The sequence below is a fragment of the Streptomyces sp. NPDC055506 genome, from assembly GCF_053643595.1.
This window is the reverse complement of sequence record NZ_JBSHKH010000060.1, coordinates 15,536-28,925: the sequence shown is the minus strand read 5'-3', so window position 1 is coordinate 28,925 and position 13,390 is coordinate 15,536. Positions and strand designations below refer to the sequence as shown.

Below are 13,390 nucleotides of genomic sequence, written 5' to 3'. Positions count from 1 at the left end.
GTTTATTGCGATTTGCAACTGGCCAAACATGGCATGTCTGTCAGGCGCTCATGGCCGATTGCGCCTATCCGGCGGCGAGGATTGATGGGATGGATCTCGTCCGTAGGTGCGTCACCTCTCGTCGCTGGGTGCCCGGTGAGCTGAGGGGCATGACCGCGGCCGCAGCCGCCTGATCAGCTGGCAGGGTGTGCGCCGGCGGGCGCAGGAGTTGCTGTCGACGTGGTCGGTGGACGTCGATCCGCAGACCCCGGCCGGTGATCTGAGCGTGGAGCAGCGGCAGTTCGTGGAGATCGCGCGGGCGCTGTCCTTCGGTGCCCGGTTCATCATCCTCGACGAGCCGACCGCCCAGCTCGACGGGGCGGCCATCAACCGCCCCTTCGACCGGATCCGCGACCTGCAGCGCCAGGGCGTGACCTTCCTGTTCATCAGCCACCATCTGCAGGAGGTCTACGAGATCTGCGACATGGTGACGGTGTTCCGGGATGCCCGGCACATCGTGACCGCCCCGGTAGCGGAACTGCCCCGCACCGAGCTGGTCGCGGCGATGACCGGCGAGGCGGCGATCGACCGGCTGCAGGAGCGGTCGAGTTCCCACGACACCACCGTCACGCCCGCGCTGTCCGTGCGCGCGCTGGACAGTGGCGCCACCTACGGCGATGTCAGCTTCCAGGTGGGCGCCGGGGAGATCGTCGGCCTCGCGGGGGCCGCCGGCAGCGGGCGGACCGAGGTCGCCGAGACCGTCGTGGGGCTGCGGGCGGCAACGGCGGGCGAGGTGGAGATCGCCGGCAGGCGGCCCCGGCCCGGCAGTGTGCCCGCGGCGCTTGCCGCCGGCGCCGGGTTCGTCCCCCAGGACCGGCACCACCAGGGCTTCGTTCCCGACATGTCGATCGCGGACAACGCCACCCTGTCGGTGCCCAAGCGGCTGGGCCAGGGCGGGTTCCTGAGCCGTGGCCGCCGGGACCGGCTTGCCGAGGGCATGATCGAGCACCTGGCGATCAAGACTCCCGGTCCCGAACTGCCCGTCTCCGCCTTGTCCGGAGGCAACCGGCAGAAGGTCGTCATGGCGCGGGCCCTGGCCGACGACCCCCGGCTGCTGGTCCTGATCAACCCGACCGCGGGCGTGGACGTGCGTTCCAAGGAGTTCCTCCTCGGCAAGGTCGAGGAGACCGCGCGGACCGGTACCGGTGTGCTCATCGCCTCCGACGTACTCGACGACCTGCGCATGTGCGACCGGGTCCTGGTGATGTTCCAGGGCCGTGTGACCTCAGAGATCGGCCGCGGCTGGCACGACCACGACCTCGTGGCCGCGATGGAAGGAGTGGACCTCGATGCCTGAAACCGTCCTCGCGGACACGCCCGCCCTCGAGATGGAAGCGGCAGGCTCCAAGCGGACCGCTCTGCTCGGCGGCCGGATACCCCTGGCCCGCCTGCGCGACCTCGCGCTCGTCCCGGCCATCGTGGTCATCGCGATCGTCGGACAGATCGTCAACCCGGTCTTCCTGCAGGCCGACAACCTCATCAACGTCCTGCAGACCATGTCCGAGATGGCTCTGCTGGTCCTCGCCCAGACGATGGTCCTGATCGTCAAAAAGATGGACCTGTCGCTGGAGTCCACCATGGGCCTCGCGCCCGGCGTCGCGGCCTGGCTGGTGGTCCCGGTCGGCGCGGGCCACGGACTCGGACTGCTCTCCGGCGCGTGGGCCATCCCCGTCACCCTCGCCGTGGGCGCGCTCGTCGGCGTGATCAACTCCCTGCTGATCATCCGCTTCGGCCTCAACGGCTTCATCGTCACCCTCGGCATGCTGATCGTGCTGCGCGGTGTCCTCACCGGTATCTCCGGCGGTCAGACCTTCTTCCAGCTGCCCGAGTCGATGCTCTACCTCGGCACCGCACAGTGGTTCGGGATGCCCGCCTCGATCTGGGTCTGCCTGGCCCTGTTCGCCGTCGCGATCGTGGTGCTCGGCTGGACCGGCTTCGGCCGTTCGCTGTACGCCATCGGCGGCAACGTCGACGCCGCGAAAGCGGGCGGCATCCGCACCGACCGGGTGCTGTGGATCGTCATCGTCACCGGCAGCGTGCTCGCCGCCCTCGCCGGACTGATGCTGTCCGGACGCCTGGCCTCGGTGGCCTCGGCCCAGGGCAACGGGTATATCTTCACCGTCTTCGCCGCCGCCGTCATCGGCGGGATCAGCCTCAACGGCGGCAAGGGCACCATGTTCGGCGCGTTCTGCGGCATCCTGCTGCTGTTCATGATCCAGAACGTGCTCACGCTCGGCGGTGTCCCCGCCCAGTGGATCGGCGCCCTCAACGGCCTGATCATCCTGGTCGCCCTCGCCATCTCCCGGATCACCGGCGGCAAGGTCCAGGAGTGACCCGGGCGGCCGTCGCCGGCCGCCCGACCTCCGCCGCGTTCACGTCTCGTCGCAAGGGGAGCGATTCCCCCTTGCCCCTCAGAGGAGTTGCGCCATGTCCTCCACCGTGCCCTCATCCGCCCGCATCACCGCTCTGGACGTCCTGGACGTGCGGTTCCCCACCTCCGAACACCTCGACGGCTCGGACGCCATGAACCCCGAACCCGACTACTCCGCCGCGTACGTCGTCCTGCGCACCGACGCCGGCGACGGACTGGAGGGCCACGCTCTCGCCTTCACCACCGGCCGCGGCAACGATGTGCAGGCGACCGCCATCGCGGCCCTGGCCCCGCACGTGGTCGGCCTGTCCGTCGAGGAGGTCTGCGCCGACCTGGGCGCGTTCTCCCTGTCCCTCGTGCACGATCCCCAACTGCGCTGGCTGGGCCCGGAGAAGGGCGCCATCCACATGGCCACCGGCGCCGTCGTGAACGCCGCCTGGGACCTCGCCGCCAAGCGCGCCGGCAAGCCCGTGTGGCGCTTCCTCGGGGAGCTGTCGCCCGAGGAACTGGTCGCGCAGGTGGACTTCCGCTGGCTCAGCGACGCCCTCACCCCCGAGGAGGCCCTTCAGATCCTGCGCCGCGCCGAGCCCGGCCGTGAACAGCGCATCGGCTGTCTGCTCGATCAGGGCTACCCCGCCTACACCACCACCCCCGGCTGGCTCGGCTACTCCGACGAGAAGCTGGCCCGTCTGGCGCGCGAGGCCGTCGCCGACGGCTTCACCCAGATCAAGCTGAAGGTGGGCGCGGACCTGGAGGACGACGTACGGCGCATGCGCACGGCCCGCGAGACCGTCGGCGACTCCATCCGCATCGCGGTGGACGCCAACCAGAGATGGGACGTCCAGCCCGCGATCGACTGGATGAGCGCCCTGGCCCCCTACCGGCCGTACTGGATCGAGGAGCCCACCTCACCCGACGACATCCTCGGCCACGCCGCCGTCCGCAAGGCCGTCAGCCCCATCAAGGTCGCCACCGGCGAGCACATCGCCAACCGGGTCGTCTTCAAGCAGCTCCTCCAGGCCGGCGCGGTCGACATCGTGCAGATCGACTCCGCCCGGGTCGGCGGCGTCAACGAGAACATCGCGATCCTGCTGCTCGCCGCGAAGTTCGGCGTGCCGGTCTGCCCGCACGCCGGCGGGGTCGGCCTGTGCGAGATGGTCCAGCACCTGTCGATGTTCGACTACGTCGCCGTCTCCGGCACGACCGAGGACCGCGTCATCGAGTATGTCGACCATCTGCACGAGCACTTCGTCGACCCGGTGCGCATCGTCGACGGCCACTATCTCCCACCGACGCTGCCGGGACTGAGCGCACAGATGCACCCCGCGTCCCTCAAGGAGTACACCTACCCCGACGGCCCCGTCTGGACCGCCCGTGTCTGACGTCCAGGCCCTCGTCGACGCCCACCACCATGTGTGGGACCTGGACATCCGGCCGCAGCCCTGGCTGGACGAACCGGGCCACGAGCCGATCCGCCACAGCTTCAGCTCACACGCCCTGCGATCGGCCGCGACCCGGCAGATCGCCGGACGGCGACTGACGAGCACGGTGGTCGTCCAGTGCGTCGCGTCCGTGCCCGAGACACGCGATCTCCTCGCCCTGGCCGACAGCGACCCGCTGATCGACGCCGTCGTCGGCTGGGCGGACCTGACGTCCCCCGCGATCGGCGATGTATTCGACGACCTGCGGGCCGGACGCGCGGGCCGGTACCTGCGGGCCGTACGGCACGTCGTGCAGGGCGAGCCGGACCCCCACTGGCTCGGGCGACCGGACGTCGAGCGAGGGTTGAGAGCGGTCGGGGAGCGCGGTCTCGGATACGACGTGCTGATCCGCAGCCACCAGCTCCCGCAGGCGATCCGTCTCGCGGAACGGCTCCCCGAGCTGCCGCTCGTCCTGGACCATGCCGACAAGCCGCCCATCGCGGGGCGGGAACTGGCCGACTGGGCCCAGCAGTTGCGGGCACTGGCCCGGTATCCCCAGGTCCGCTGCAAGGTGTCGGGTCTCGTCACGGAGGCAGACCACGAGAAGTGGACGGTCGACGACATCCGCCCGGTATGGGACGTCCTGCTCTCCGCCTTCGGCCCCGACCGGCTGATGTTCGGCTCCGACTGGCCGGTCTGCATCCTCGCCGGCGGCTGGAACCGCTGGGCCGCCACCGTCGAGGAACTCCTGGACGGCTGCTCCGCCACCGAGCTCCACGCGGTGCTCGCCGGCACCGCGACCGCCTTCTACCGCCTGACCCCCGCCCCCACGAAGGAGGGGACACCGTGCTCCTGACGGAACTGCTGCACCCCGGCATCCTCGAATCGCTGGCCGGAGCCGGCCACGGCGCCCGTGTGCTGCTCGCCGACGGCCACTACCCCGCGAGCACCGCCACCGGCGAGCGCGCCAGAACCGTCCACCTCAACCTGGCACCCGGCCTGCTCGACGTCACCACCGTCCTCGACGTCCTGATACGCGCCCTGCCCGTCGAATCGGCCCACGTGATGGTGCCGCCCGAGGGCGAACCGGAACCGCCCGCCATCGCCGAGTACCGCTCGATGCTGGCCCCCGTCCCGGTCGACACGCTCGGCCGCTTCGAGTTCTACGACGCCGCACGCTCGCCCGACCTGGCCCTCGCCATCGTCACCGCCGACACCCGCACCTACGCCAACCTGCTGCTGACCATCGGCGTCCGCGCTGAAGGGACCCTGACGACACGATGACACTCGCCGTCCGTTACACGTCCGCCCGCACTCTGGACACGGCTCCCGCCACGCCCGCCACTCCCGGTCCCGGTGAGGTGGAGCTTGCCCCCGCTTATGTCGGCATCTGCGGCACCGATCTGCACATCTTCCACGGCGACATGGACGCCCGGGTCGCCGCACCCGCCGTCCTGGGACACGAGATGTCCGGCCGGGTCGTCCGCGTCGGCCCCGAGGTGGAGGGCTGGCAGCCCGGGGACGCGGTGACCGTGATGCCGCTGCGCTGGGACGACACCTGCCCGGCCTGCCGCGCGGGCCACCAGCACGTCTGCCAGCACCTGGACTTCATCGGGATCGACTCCCCGGGTGCGATGCAGCAGCGCTGGATCGTGCCCGCCTCGACGCTCGTCCGGCTGCCCGACGCCCTTCCCCTGGACCGGGCCGCGCTCGTCGAGCCGACGGCGGTCGCGGTGCACGACGTGGGCCGGGCCGAGGTCGCCGAAGGGGAGAAGGTGGTCGTGGTCGGCGGCGGCCCGGTCGGCATCCTCATCGCCCTGGTCGCGCGGGCCGCGGGCGCCGAGGTCCGGGTGGTGGAGCTGAGCGCCCACCGTCGGTTGCTCGCCGAGGAGTTGGGAATGACGGCGTGGAACCCGGCCGATGTCGACGTGCCGGCGCTGGTCACGCAGTGGACCGGTGACGCGGGCGCGGACGTCGCCTTCGAGGTGTCGGGCGCGGCGGGCGGCGTGGACACGGCGGTCGATGTGCTGGGTGTGCGCGGCCGGCTGTGCCTGGTCGCCATTCACCCCCGCCCCCGCGAGGTGAACCTGCACCGCTTCTTCTGGCGCGAACTCACCCTGGTCGGCGCCCGGTTGTACGACCGCTCCGACTTCGAGAAGGCGGTCGCCCTGGTAGCCGACGGCACCATCCCGGCCGACCGGCTGATCAGCAAGGTCGTGCCGCTCACGCAGGCGCCCGCCGCCTTCGAGGCCCTGGAGGGCGGCGGCGACGTAATGAAGATTCTCGTGGACTGCACCGACGACACCCAGGGAGCCACCGTATGACCGCCTTCGACCTCACCGGCAGGCTTGCCGTCGTCACCGGAGCGCGGCGCGGCATCGGGCGGGCCATGGCCCGCGCGCTCGCCGGGGCAGGCGCGGACGTCATCGGCGTCAGCGCCACGCTGGAGGAGGCCGGCAGCGCGGTGGAGAAGGACGTCCTCGCCGCGGGCCGCGCGTTCGAGGCGATCCGCACCGACTTCGCCGACCCGGACGCGGTACGGGCCCTGGGCGCGGACCTCGCCGGACGCGAACGCCCGGTGGACATCCTGGTCAACAACGCGGGCACGATCCGCCGCGCCCCCGCCGCCGAACACGCCGACGCGGACTGGGAGTTGGTGCTCCAGGTCAACCTCAACGCACAGTTCGCGCTGACCCGGGCGGTCGGCGCGGCGATGGTCGCGCGAGGCGCGGGCAAGGTCATCTTCACGGCGTCGCTGCTCAGCTTCCAGGGCGGCATCACCGTCCCCGGCTACACCGCCGCCAAGCACGGCATCGCCGGGCTGACCAAGGCACTCGCCAACGAATGGGCCCCGCACGGCGTCAACGTCAACGCCATCGCACCCGGCTACATCGCCACCGACAACACCCAGGCGCTGCAGGACGACCCGGTGCGCAGCAAGGCGATCCTGGACCGCATCCCGGCCGCACGCTGGGGCGGCGCGGAGGACCTGGCCGGCGCCACGGTGTTCCTGGCCTCGGACGCCGCCGCCTACGTCCACGGTGTCGTCCTGCCCGTCGACGGCGGATGGCTCGGCCGATGAGCGGAACCGACCCGGCCTCCGTGCTCGACGGAGCCCGCGTGATGCCGGTACTCACGGTGCGGCGCGTCTCGACCGCCGGCCCGCTGGCCGACGCGCTCGCGGAAGGTGGTGCCCGGTGCGCCGAGGTCACCTTCCGCACTCCCGACGCCGAACAGGTGCTCCAGGAGATGGCCGCTCACGGTGGCGCGCACCGGCCTGGACCGCCTCGACGTCGTCTACCTGCACGATCCCGACGACCACTGGCGGCAGGCCGCCGATGAGGCCATGCCCACCCTCGCCGAACTGCGCGACCAGGGCGTGATCGGTGCGATCGGCGCCGGCATGAACCAGTCGGCGATGCTCTCCCGTTCCTGCGGGAGACCGCCGCCGACGTGGTCATGCTCGCCGGGCGCTACACGCTCCTCGACCAGTCGGCGCTGGACGACGTCCTGCCCGCCGCGCGGGAACTGGGCAAGAGTGTGGTGGCGGTGGGCGTGTTCAACTCGGGACTGCTCTCCCAGGACCGGCCCGCCGAAGGCATGAAGTACGACTACCGGGACGCCCCACCGGAACTGGTCGCCCGTGCCCGGGCGATCGCCGAGGTCTGCAAGGGGCACGGGACCACCCTGCCCGCCGCCGCGATCGCCTTCCCGCACACGCATCCCAGTATCATCAGCATCACTCTCGGCATGCGGACCCCGGAACAGGTCGTACGGAACGTGGAACTCCAAGCTCAGCGCGTCCGTGACGGTCTCTGGCACGATCTCCGCGCTCAGGGGCTGATCAGGTCGGACGTGCTCGCGGGGCACGGTGGGGGGAGGGATGCGCGGTGTCTCTGACGGACAAGGCCATCGAGCAGATCCGTGAGCTGATCAGGACCGGTGCGCTGCCTCCGGGCTCGAAGCTCCCGCCGGAGCCGGACCTGGCCGCCCAGCTGGGACTGTCCCGCAACCTCGCCCGGGAAGCGGTCAAGGCACTGGCCGTCGCTCGGGTCCTGGAAGTCCGGCGCGGCGACGGCACGTATGTGACCAGCCTCCAGCCGAGCCTGCTCCTGGAGGGGCTCGGCGGGGCGGTGGAGCTGTTGCAGGGCGACTCGGCCGCCCTGCAGGACCTCATGGAGGTACGGCGGCTCCTCGAACCGGTCGCCACGGCGCTTGCCGCCACCCGGATCTCCGATGAACAGCTGGCCGAGGTGAAGCGGCACCTGGACGCCATGCGCGAGGCCCGCGACGACGTCGAACAGCTCAACGCCCACGACGCCGCCTTCCACCGCGCCGTCGTCTCGGCCACGGGCAACGAAAGCCTCCTCACCCTCCTCGAAGGGATCTCCGGCCGCACCCTGCGCGCCCGCATCTGGCGCGGTCTGGTCGACGACAAGGCCGCGGGCCGCACCCTCGCCGAGCACGAGGCGATCTTCAACGCGTTGTCCACCCGCGACGCCGCCCTCAGCCAGGCCGCCGCACTGCTGCACGTGAGCAACACCGAGCAGTGGCTGAGGGAACACCTGCGCTCGGTCGAACCCCTTCCCTTCGGGACGACAGCGCGGAAGTGACGGGCGGGCGCCACCCGTCGCGCAGAAGTCGGCGTCGGCCATCTGACCCGGTTACGGCGTAGGCCCCCTGGCGGACGAGGACGGGAACGCGCTCCAGTGGGGCGTCCACTACGAGTGCCGTACCGCCCACCGGCACGTCGGGTCCGAGCAGGAACTGGTCGTCCACGTCCCATGCCTGCTCGTCCTCGGGAAGTCGAAGAACAGCGGGCGCATCGGCGGGGCGCCGGTGCGGTGGGCGTCCTCGGACAGCCGTGTCAGGTACGGGCGCAGGCGCTCGCGGCGAGGTGCCGTACTGGAACCACCGGATGAGCAGCTCGCGGTACGCGGTGTCGTCCGGGTCGCCACCGCCGAAGCCGCCGATGTCGGTGTTCCACCAGGGGATGCCGCTCATCGCGACGTTCAGGCCGGCCCTGACCTGGCGGGCGAGGGAGCCGAAGGTGGGGGGACGACACCGGACCACAGCCGGGGAACCGGCCGAGGTGGCGGTGGCCGGGTTCACCGGCCGGGGTGCCGCCCCCGGCCGGTGATCGAGGCGTCGCTGACGGCCAGCACCTTGCCGCTGTTGCGGTTGACCAGCCGGACGGTGCCGGCGTCTGCGCTGAAGGGCCGGTCGTAGACCTCCAGGCTGCGGATCGAGGTGGCGCGGTCAGGTCGGTCGACCGAGGACGAGCCGGCCTCGTCGCCAACCCCTGGCCGGGGGACTTGCCCGCGGGGTCTCGGCGTTGTGTGCTGTGGTGCCGGCGCGCAGCCGCTCGCCCGTGCCGGCAAGGGGCGTTCCAGGTGCGCTTCCTGCCTGCTGCGCGGCGACCTCAGGCCATGGCCAGGACGGCGGAGATCAGCGCCCGCAGGCAGACGCCTTCGGCCTCCTCATCCGGAAGTGACAGTCGCTGCATGGTCAGCCCGTCGAAGCCCGCGAGGAAGAACCTCGCGATCGTCTCCGCGGGCTGGGCGAGCTGGTGGCCGGCGCGTTCGGCGGCCTCGCCGATCAGTTTCGTCGTCACCGCCAAGACGCCGCTGTAGTGGCCGTGCAAAGCCTCCTGGAGATGGGGCGTACGCAAGGCGAACATGGACAGCTCCGTGAGGAGCTGGTAGGACGCGGGCTGTTCGACCACGGTGCGCCACAGTGCCTCGGTGAGCGTGACGATCGTGTCCTCGAAACTCGCGTCCGTGGGCGCCGCCTGCTCCACCTGGGTGACCAGGTCCTGCGTGAGCTGCTCCATGACGGCCCGGTACAGATCTTCCTTCGTGCCGAAGGTGTAATGCACCGTCGCCTGTGCCACACCGAGCTCGGCGGCGATGGCGCGAGTGCTGCCGGCGGCGACGCCCTCCCTGCTCATCAGGTCGATGGCCGCCTTGATCAGTTGAGGGCGGCGCTCCGCCGCGGATACATGAGCCATGACGGCATTCTATTCGACTCAGTCCATCGAACCGGTCGATTGACAAGGTCGAGATCTCCGGACGTCTCGAGGCCTTCGAAGGTTCCTTCATCCGACTGTGTCAGTCAACACGATCGACCGACATTGTCGGGTGACAATGTCGCCTGTATGGTTCTGCCCAGCGACAGCCTGCGCCGAACGAAAGGCAAGCTCATGACCCATGAGGCCCTGCGGGGAACCGAGCCGATCCCTCAGCGTCCCGCCCTGCCCCTGGTCGGCCACGCGTTCGACATCCCCAGTGGTGTCGACGGCCTGCACTACGTGATGAAGGAGGCCAAGGAGCTGGGGCCGCTGTTCAAGATCCGCGTCTTCGGCAACGAGATCAACTTCGCCTCGGGCCTCGACCTGGTCACCGAGCTGGCGGACGAGAGCCGGTTCCGCAAGAACGTGCACCCCGACCTCGTCATCCTTCGGGACATCGGCGGTGACGGTCTCTTCACCGCCTTCAACGACGAGCCCAACTGGCGCAAGGCGCACGACGTCCTGATGCCGGCGTTCTCCCTCGGCGCGATGCGCGGTTACCACGCGACGATGCTCCAGGTCGCCCGCGAGCTGGTCGGGAAGTGGGACCGGGCGGCAGGGTCGGAGCCCGTGGACGTCGCCGACGACATGACGCGGCTGACGCTCGACACGATCGGCCTGTGCGGTTTCGGCTACGACTTCGAGTCGTTCAGCCGGGAGGAGCCGCACCCCTTCGTCACCGCCCTGTCACGGGCTCTGGGCTTCGCCCAGACCAAGGGGGAGTCCCTCCCCGGCACGGAACTGTTCAAGTGGAAGCAGACCGAGCAGTTCCGCGAGGACGTCACCCTGATGAAGGACCTGGTCGACGACGTGATCCGGCAGCGCCGGGCGTCTGGCGACCAGAGCACCGACGACCTGCTCGGACGCATGCTGCACACCCGTGACGCGGTGACGGGGGAGCCCCTGGACGACGTCAACATCCGCTACCAGGCGATCACGTTCCTCATCGCCGGTCACGAGACCACCAGCGGGGCCCTGTCCTTCGCCCTCTATTACCTGACCAAGCACCCCGAGGTTCTTGCCCGCGCCCAGGCTGAGGTCGACGCGCTGTGGGGCGACTGCGACGCCCCCGAGCCGGACTACGGGGACATCGGCAAGCTGACGTATATCCGCCAGGTGCTCAACGAGGGCCTGCGGCTGTGGCCGACGGCGCCCGCCTTCGCGGTGGAGCCGCTTGAGGACACGGTCATCGGCGGGAAGTACGCCGTGCGCAAGGGCGAGTCGATCCAGATACTGATCCCGCAGCTGCACCGCGATCCCGCCTGGGGTGAGAACGTCGAGCTGTTCGACCCCGACCGGTTCCTGCCGGAGCGGGAGGAGGAGCGGCCGGTCCACCTGTTCAAGCCGTTCGGCAGCGGCGAACGCGCCTGCATCGGCCGCCAGTTCGCGCTGCACGAGGCGACGCTGGTCCTCGCGCTGGTGATCCACCGCTACCGCCTGATCGACCACACCAACTACCAGCTGAAGATCAAGCAGTCCCTCACCCTCAAGCCCGACGAGTTCACCCTGAACCTGGCCCGGCGCACCAGCGGCGAGCGCCGCCTGCCCGCCGTCTCCGCGAGCGCCGCCCCCGCCGCCGAGGGCCGCCCCGCCGTCCGGCGCGCCACCGGAACCGCGCTGACCCTGCTGCACGGCTCCAACCTGGGCACCTGCGCGGGCATCGCCCGCGACCTGGCCGAAGACGGCGACGAGCGCGGCTTCGCCCCGTCCGTCGCTCCCCTCAACGACGCCGTGGGCGAACTCTCCTCGGGTGACGGGCCGGTGGTGATCGTGGCCGCCTCCTACAACGGCAGGCCCACCGACGACGCCACGCAGTTCGTCGCATGGCTGGAAGGACTGGAGCCCGGCGCACTCGACGGACTCCAGTACGCCGTCCTCGGCGTCGGCGACCGCAACTGGGCCGCCACCTACCAGCGCATCCCCACCCTCATCGACGAGCGGCTCACCGCCGCAGGCGCCACCTCACTGCTGGAGCGCGGCGCCGCGGACGCCGCCGGCGACTTCGCCGGCACGGTGGACCGGTGGACCGGCGACCTGTGGACCGCCCTGCTGGAGCGGTACGGAGCCGCCGCGGAAGCGGACGAGGCGGTGCCGGACGCCGACGGGGAGGCGGGACTGTACGAGCTGGAGGACACGACCGACTCAGTCATCGGCGGGCTCGCGGCACGCCACGGCGTCCAGCCGATGGAGGTGCTCGACGCGTACGAACTGGTCGACATGAACCATGGGCTGGGCCGCTCCAAGCGATTCCTGAGGCTCCGGCTGCCCGAGGGCGTCACCTACCGTACCGGCGACCACCTGGCCGTCCTCCCGAGCAACCCGCACGACCTCGTCCAGCGCGTGGCCGACCGCTTCTCGCTCGACCTGGACCGCACCGTCCGGCTCCGCGCCCGCCGCCGCAGCCGGGGCGCCTTGCCCGTCGACCGCCCGCTGACCCTGCGCCGCCTGCTCACCGACTTTGTCGAACTGCAGGATGCCGCCACCCGGGAACAGGTCGCCGTACTCGCCGAGCACACCGCCTGCCCGCCCGAGAAGCGACCCCTGGCCGAACTCGCAGCGGCGGACGAGGAGACCTTCCGCGAGCAGGTGACCGCCGCCGGGCTCGGCCTCCTGGACCTGCTGGAGCGCTACCGGGCCTGCGAGCTGCCGTTCGAGGTCTTCCTGGAGCTCCTGCCCGTCCTGCGCCCGCGCCACTACTCCGTCTCCTCGTCCGCCGCAGCGGCACCCGGCGAAGTCGACCTGATGGTGTCGCTGCTCGCCGCGCCCCACCGCCGCGGCGAGGGCACCTTCCGCGGCATCGGCTCGCACTACCTGCAGACCGTGAACGCCGGCGACACCGTCCAGGCCCGGGTGCTGCCCTGCAGCGAGGACTTCCGCCTGCCCGAGGACGACTCCGTACCCGTGATCCTGGTCAGCGCCGGCACCGGCCTGGCTCCCTTCCGCGGCGCGGTCCTCGACCGCCACCACACCCGGTCGACCGGAACGCTGCTGTGCTACTTCGGCTGCGACCACCCCGACGTCGACTACCTCCACCGCGCGGAGTTCGAGGCGGCCGAGGCAGCCGGAGCCGTCAGCATGCGCCCCACCTTCTCCTGCGCCCCCGAGGACGGTGCCCGCTACGTCCAGGACCGCATCGCCAAGGAGAGCGACGAGGTCTGGGCGGTACTGGAGGCCGGCGGACGCGTCTACATCTGCGGCGACGGCCGTCGTATGGCCCCGGCGGTGCGGGAGGCGTTCATGGCGATCTACCGCAAGAACACAGGCGCCGGCGATGAGGAGGCCACCGCCTGGCTGGCCGCCCTCACCGAGTCCGGCCACTACGTGGAAGACGTCTGGGCCGGCTGATCCGCCCACGGTGCGGTGGCAGACGTTCACCGCGTCGAATCCCCGACCCACGGGCCGCGGACGTCCGACGCGTCCGTGGCCCGTGCCCCGAAACACGGCTCGTGCCCCCTGACTCGTGAGGCTCTCATGCTTGTTGCACGCTCG

General features: G+C 70.9%; 11 protein-coding genes and 3 pseudogenes. 11 read left to right on the top strand and 3 right to left on the bottom strand.

All coding sequences use genetic code 11. From position 1 onward, the window contains the following. Positions 1 to 148: 148 nt before the first annotated feature. The 10 genes and pseudogenes from ACWIF2_RS22695 to ACWIF2_RS22650 form a co-directional block, all read left to right on the top strand. Positions 149 to 1,336: pseudogene (locus ACWIF2_RS22695) on the top strand (sugar ABC transporter ATP-binding protein); the annotation flags it as partial. After that, positions 1,329 to 2,372 (top strand): ABC transporter permease, encoded by a 1,044-nt coding sequence (locus tag ACWIF2_RS22690; protein WP_454362447.1) that lies wholly within the window; start codon positions 1,329 to 1,331, stop codon positions 2,370 to 2,372. The pseudogene ACWIF2_RS22695 and the gene ACWIF2_RS22690, both read left to right, overlap by 8 nt. 94 nt (positions 2,373 to 2,466) lie before the next feature. Then, positions 2,467 to 3,792, top strand: a complete 1,326-nt coding sequence (locus ACWIF2_RS22685; protein ID WP_454362446.1) for an L-fuconate dehydratase — start codon at positions 2,467 to 2,469, stop codon at positions 3,790 to 3,792. Continuing rightward, entirely contained in the window at positions 3,785 to 4,687 is a 903-nt protein-coding gene (locus tag ACWIF2_RS22680; protein WP_454362445.1) for an amidohydrolase family protein, read from the top strand. The genes ACWIF2_RS22685 and ACWIF2_RS22680 overlap by 8 nt, the downstream gene beginning before the upstream one ends. Beyond that, on the top strand, positions 4,678 to 5,115 hold the full coding sequence (locus tag ACWIF2_RS22675; RefSeq protein WP_454362444.1) for an RbsD/FucU domain-containing protein: 438 nt from the start codon (positions 4,678 to 4,680) through the stop codon (positions 5,113 to 5,115). Before ACWIF2_RS22680 ends, ACWIF2_RS22675 begins: the two co-directional genes overlap by 10 nt. Continuing rightward, complete coding sequence (locus ACWIF2_RS22670; protein ID WP_454362443.1) at positions 5,112 to 6,155, top strand: zinc-dependent alcohol dehydrogenase; 1,044 nt, start codon at positions 5,112 to 5,114, stop codon at positions 6,153 to 6,155. The genes ACWIF2_RS22675 and ACWIF2_RS22670 overlap by 4 nt, the downstream gene beginning before the upstream one ends. Further along, entirely contained in the window at positions 6,152 to 6,913 is a 762-nt protein-coding gene (locus tag ACWIF2_RS22665; RefSeq protein ID WP_454362442.1) for an SDR family NAD(P)-dependent oxidoreductase, read from the top strand. The genes ACWIF2_RS22670 and ACWIF2_RS22665 overlap by 4 nt, the downstream gene beginning before the upstream one ends. Beyond that, positions 6,898 to 7,173, top strand: a complete 276-nt coding sequence (locus ACWIF2_RS22660) for a hypothetical protein (protein ID WP_454362441.1) — start codon at positions 6,898 to 6,900, stop codon at positions 7,171 to 7,173. Before ACWIF2_RS22665 ends, ACWIF2_RS22660 begins: the two co-directional genes overlap by 16 nt. After that, positions 7,091 to 7,731: pseudogene (locus tag ACWIF2_RS22655) on the top strand (aldo/keto reductase); the annotation flags it as partial. The gene ACWIF2_RS22660 and the pseudogene ACWIF2_RS22655, both read left to right, overlap by 83 nt. Then, the gene (locus ACWIF2_RS22650; protein WP_454362440.1) at positions 7,722 to 8,444 is read left to right on the top strand and encodes a FadR/GntR family transcriptional regulator; all 723 of its coding nucleotides are present in this window, start codon (positions 7,722 to 7,724) and stop codon (positions 8,442 to 8,444) included. The pseudogene ACWIF2_RS22655 and the gene ACWIF2_RS22650, both read left to right, overlap by 10 nt. A 61-nt stretch (positions 8,445 to 8,505) precedes the next feature. Here the strand turns inward: ACWIF2_RS22650 and ACWIF2_RS22645 are convergent. The 3 genes and pseudogenes from ACWIF2_RS22645 to ACWIF2_RS22635 all read right to left on the bottom strand — a co-directional run. After that, positions 8,506 to 8,880, bottom strand: a pseudogene (locus ACWIF2_RS22645) (TIM-barrel domain-containing protein); the annotation flags it as partial. A gap of 59 nt (positions 8,881 to 8,939) precedes the next feature. After that, complete coding sequence (locus ACWIF2_RS22640) at positions 8,940 to 9,212, bottom strand: hypothetical protein (RefSeq protein ID WP_454362439.1); 273 nt, start codon at positions 9,210 to 9,212, stop codon at positions 8,940 to 8,942. Positions 9,213 to 9,253: 41 nt separating this feature from the next. Then, positions 9,254 to 9,841 (bottom strand): TetR/AcrR family transcriptional regulator, encoded by a 588-nt coding sequence (locus ACWIF2_RS22635; RefSeq protein ID WP_454362438.1) that lies wholly within the window; start codon positions 9,839 to 9,841, stop codon positions 9,254 to 9,256. Between the two features lie 192 nt (positions 9,842 to 10,033). Between ACWIF2_RS22635 and ACWIF2_RS22630 the strand changes: the two genes are divergently transcribed. Beyond that, positions 10,034 to 13,246 (top strand): cytochrome P450, encoded by a 3,213-nt coding sequence (locus ACWIF2_RS22630; RefSeq protein WP_454362437.1) that lies wholly within the window; start codon positions 10,034 to 10,036, stop codon positions 13,244 to 13,246. Positions 13,247 to 13,390: the final 144 nt, after the last annotated feature.

Coding starts and splice junctions, on each gene's coding strand:
- ACWIF2_RS22635 (WP_454362438.1), bottom strand. CDS start 9,841: ATGGCTCATGTATCCGCGGCGGAGCGCCGCCCTCAACTGATCAAGGCG.
- ACWIF2_RS22665 (WP_454362442.1), top strand. CDS start 6,152: ATGACCGCCTTCGACCTCACCGGCAGGCTTGCCGTCGTCACCGGAGCG.
- ACWIF2_RS22690 (WP_454362447.1), top strand. CDS start 1,329: ATGCCTGAAACCGTCCTCGCGGACACGCCCGCCCTCGAGATGGAAGCG.
- ACWIF2_RS22660 (WP_454362441.1), top strand. CDS start 6,898: ATGGCTCGGCCGATGAGCGGAACCGACCCGGCCTCCGTGCTCGACGGA.
- ACWIF2_RS22685 (WP_454362446.1), top strand. CDS start 2,467: ATGTCCTCCACCGTGCCCTCATCCGCCCGCATCACCGCTCTGGACGTC.
- ACWIF2_RS22670 (WP_454362443.1), top strand. CDS start 5,112: ATGACACTCGCCGTCCGTTACACGTCCGCCCGCACTCTGGACACGGCT.
- ACWIF2_RS22630 (WP_454362437.1), top strand. CDS start 10,034: ATGACCCATGAGGCCCTGCGGGGAACCGAGCCGATCCCTCAGCGTCCC.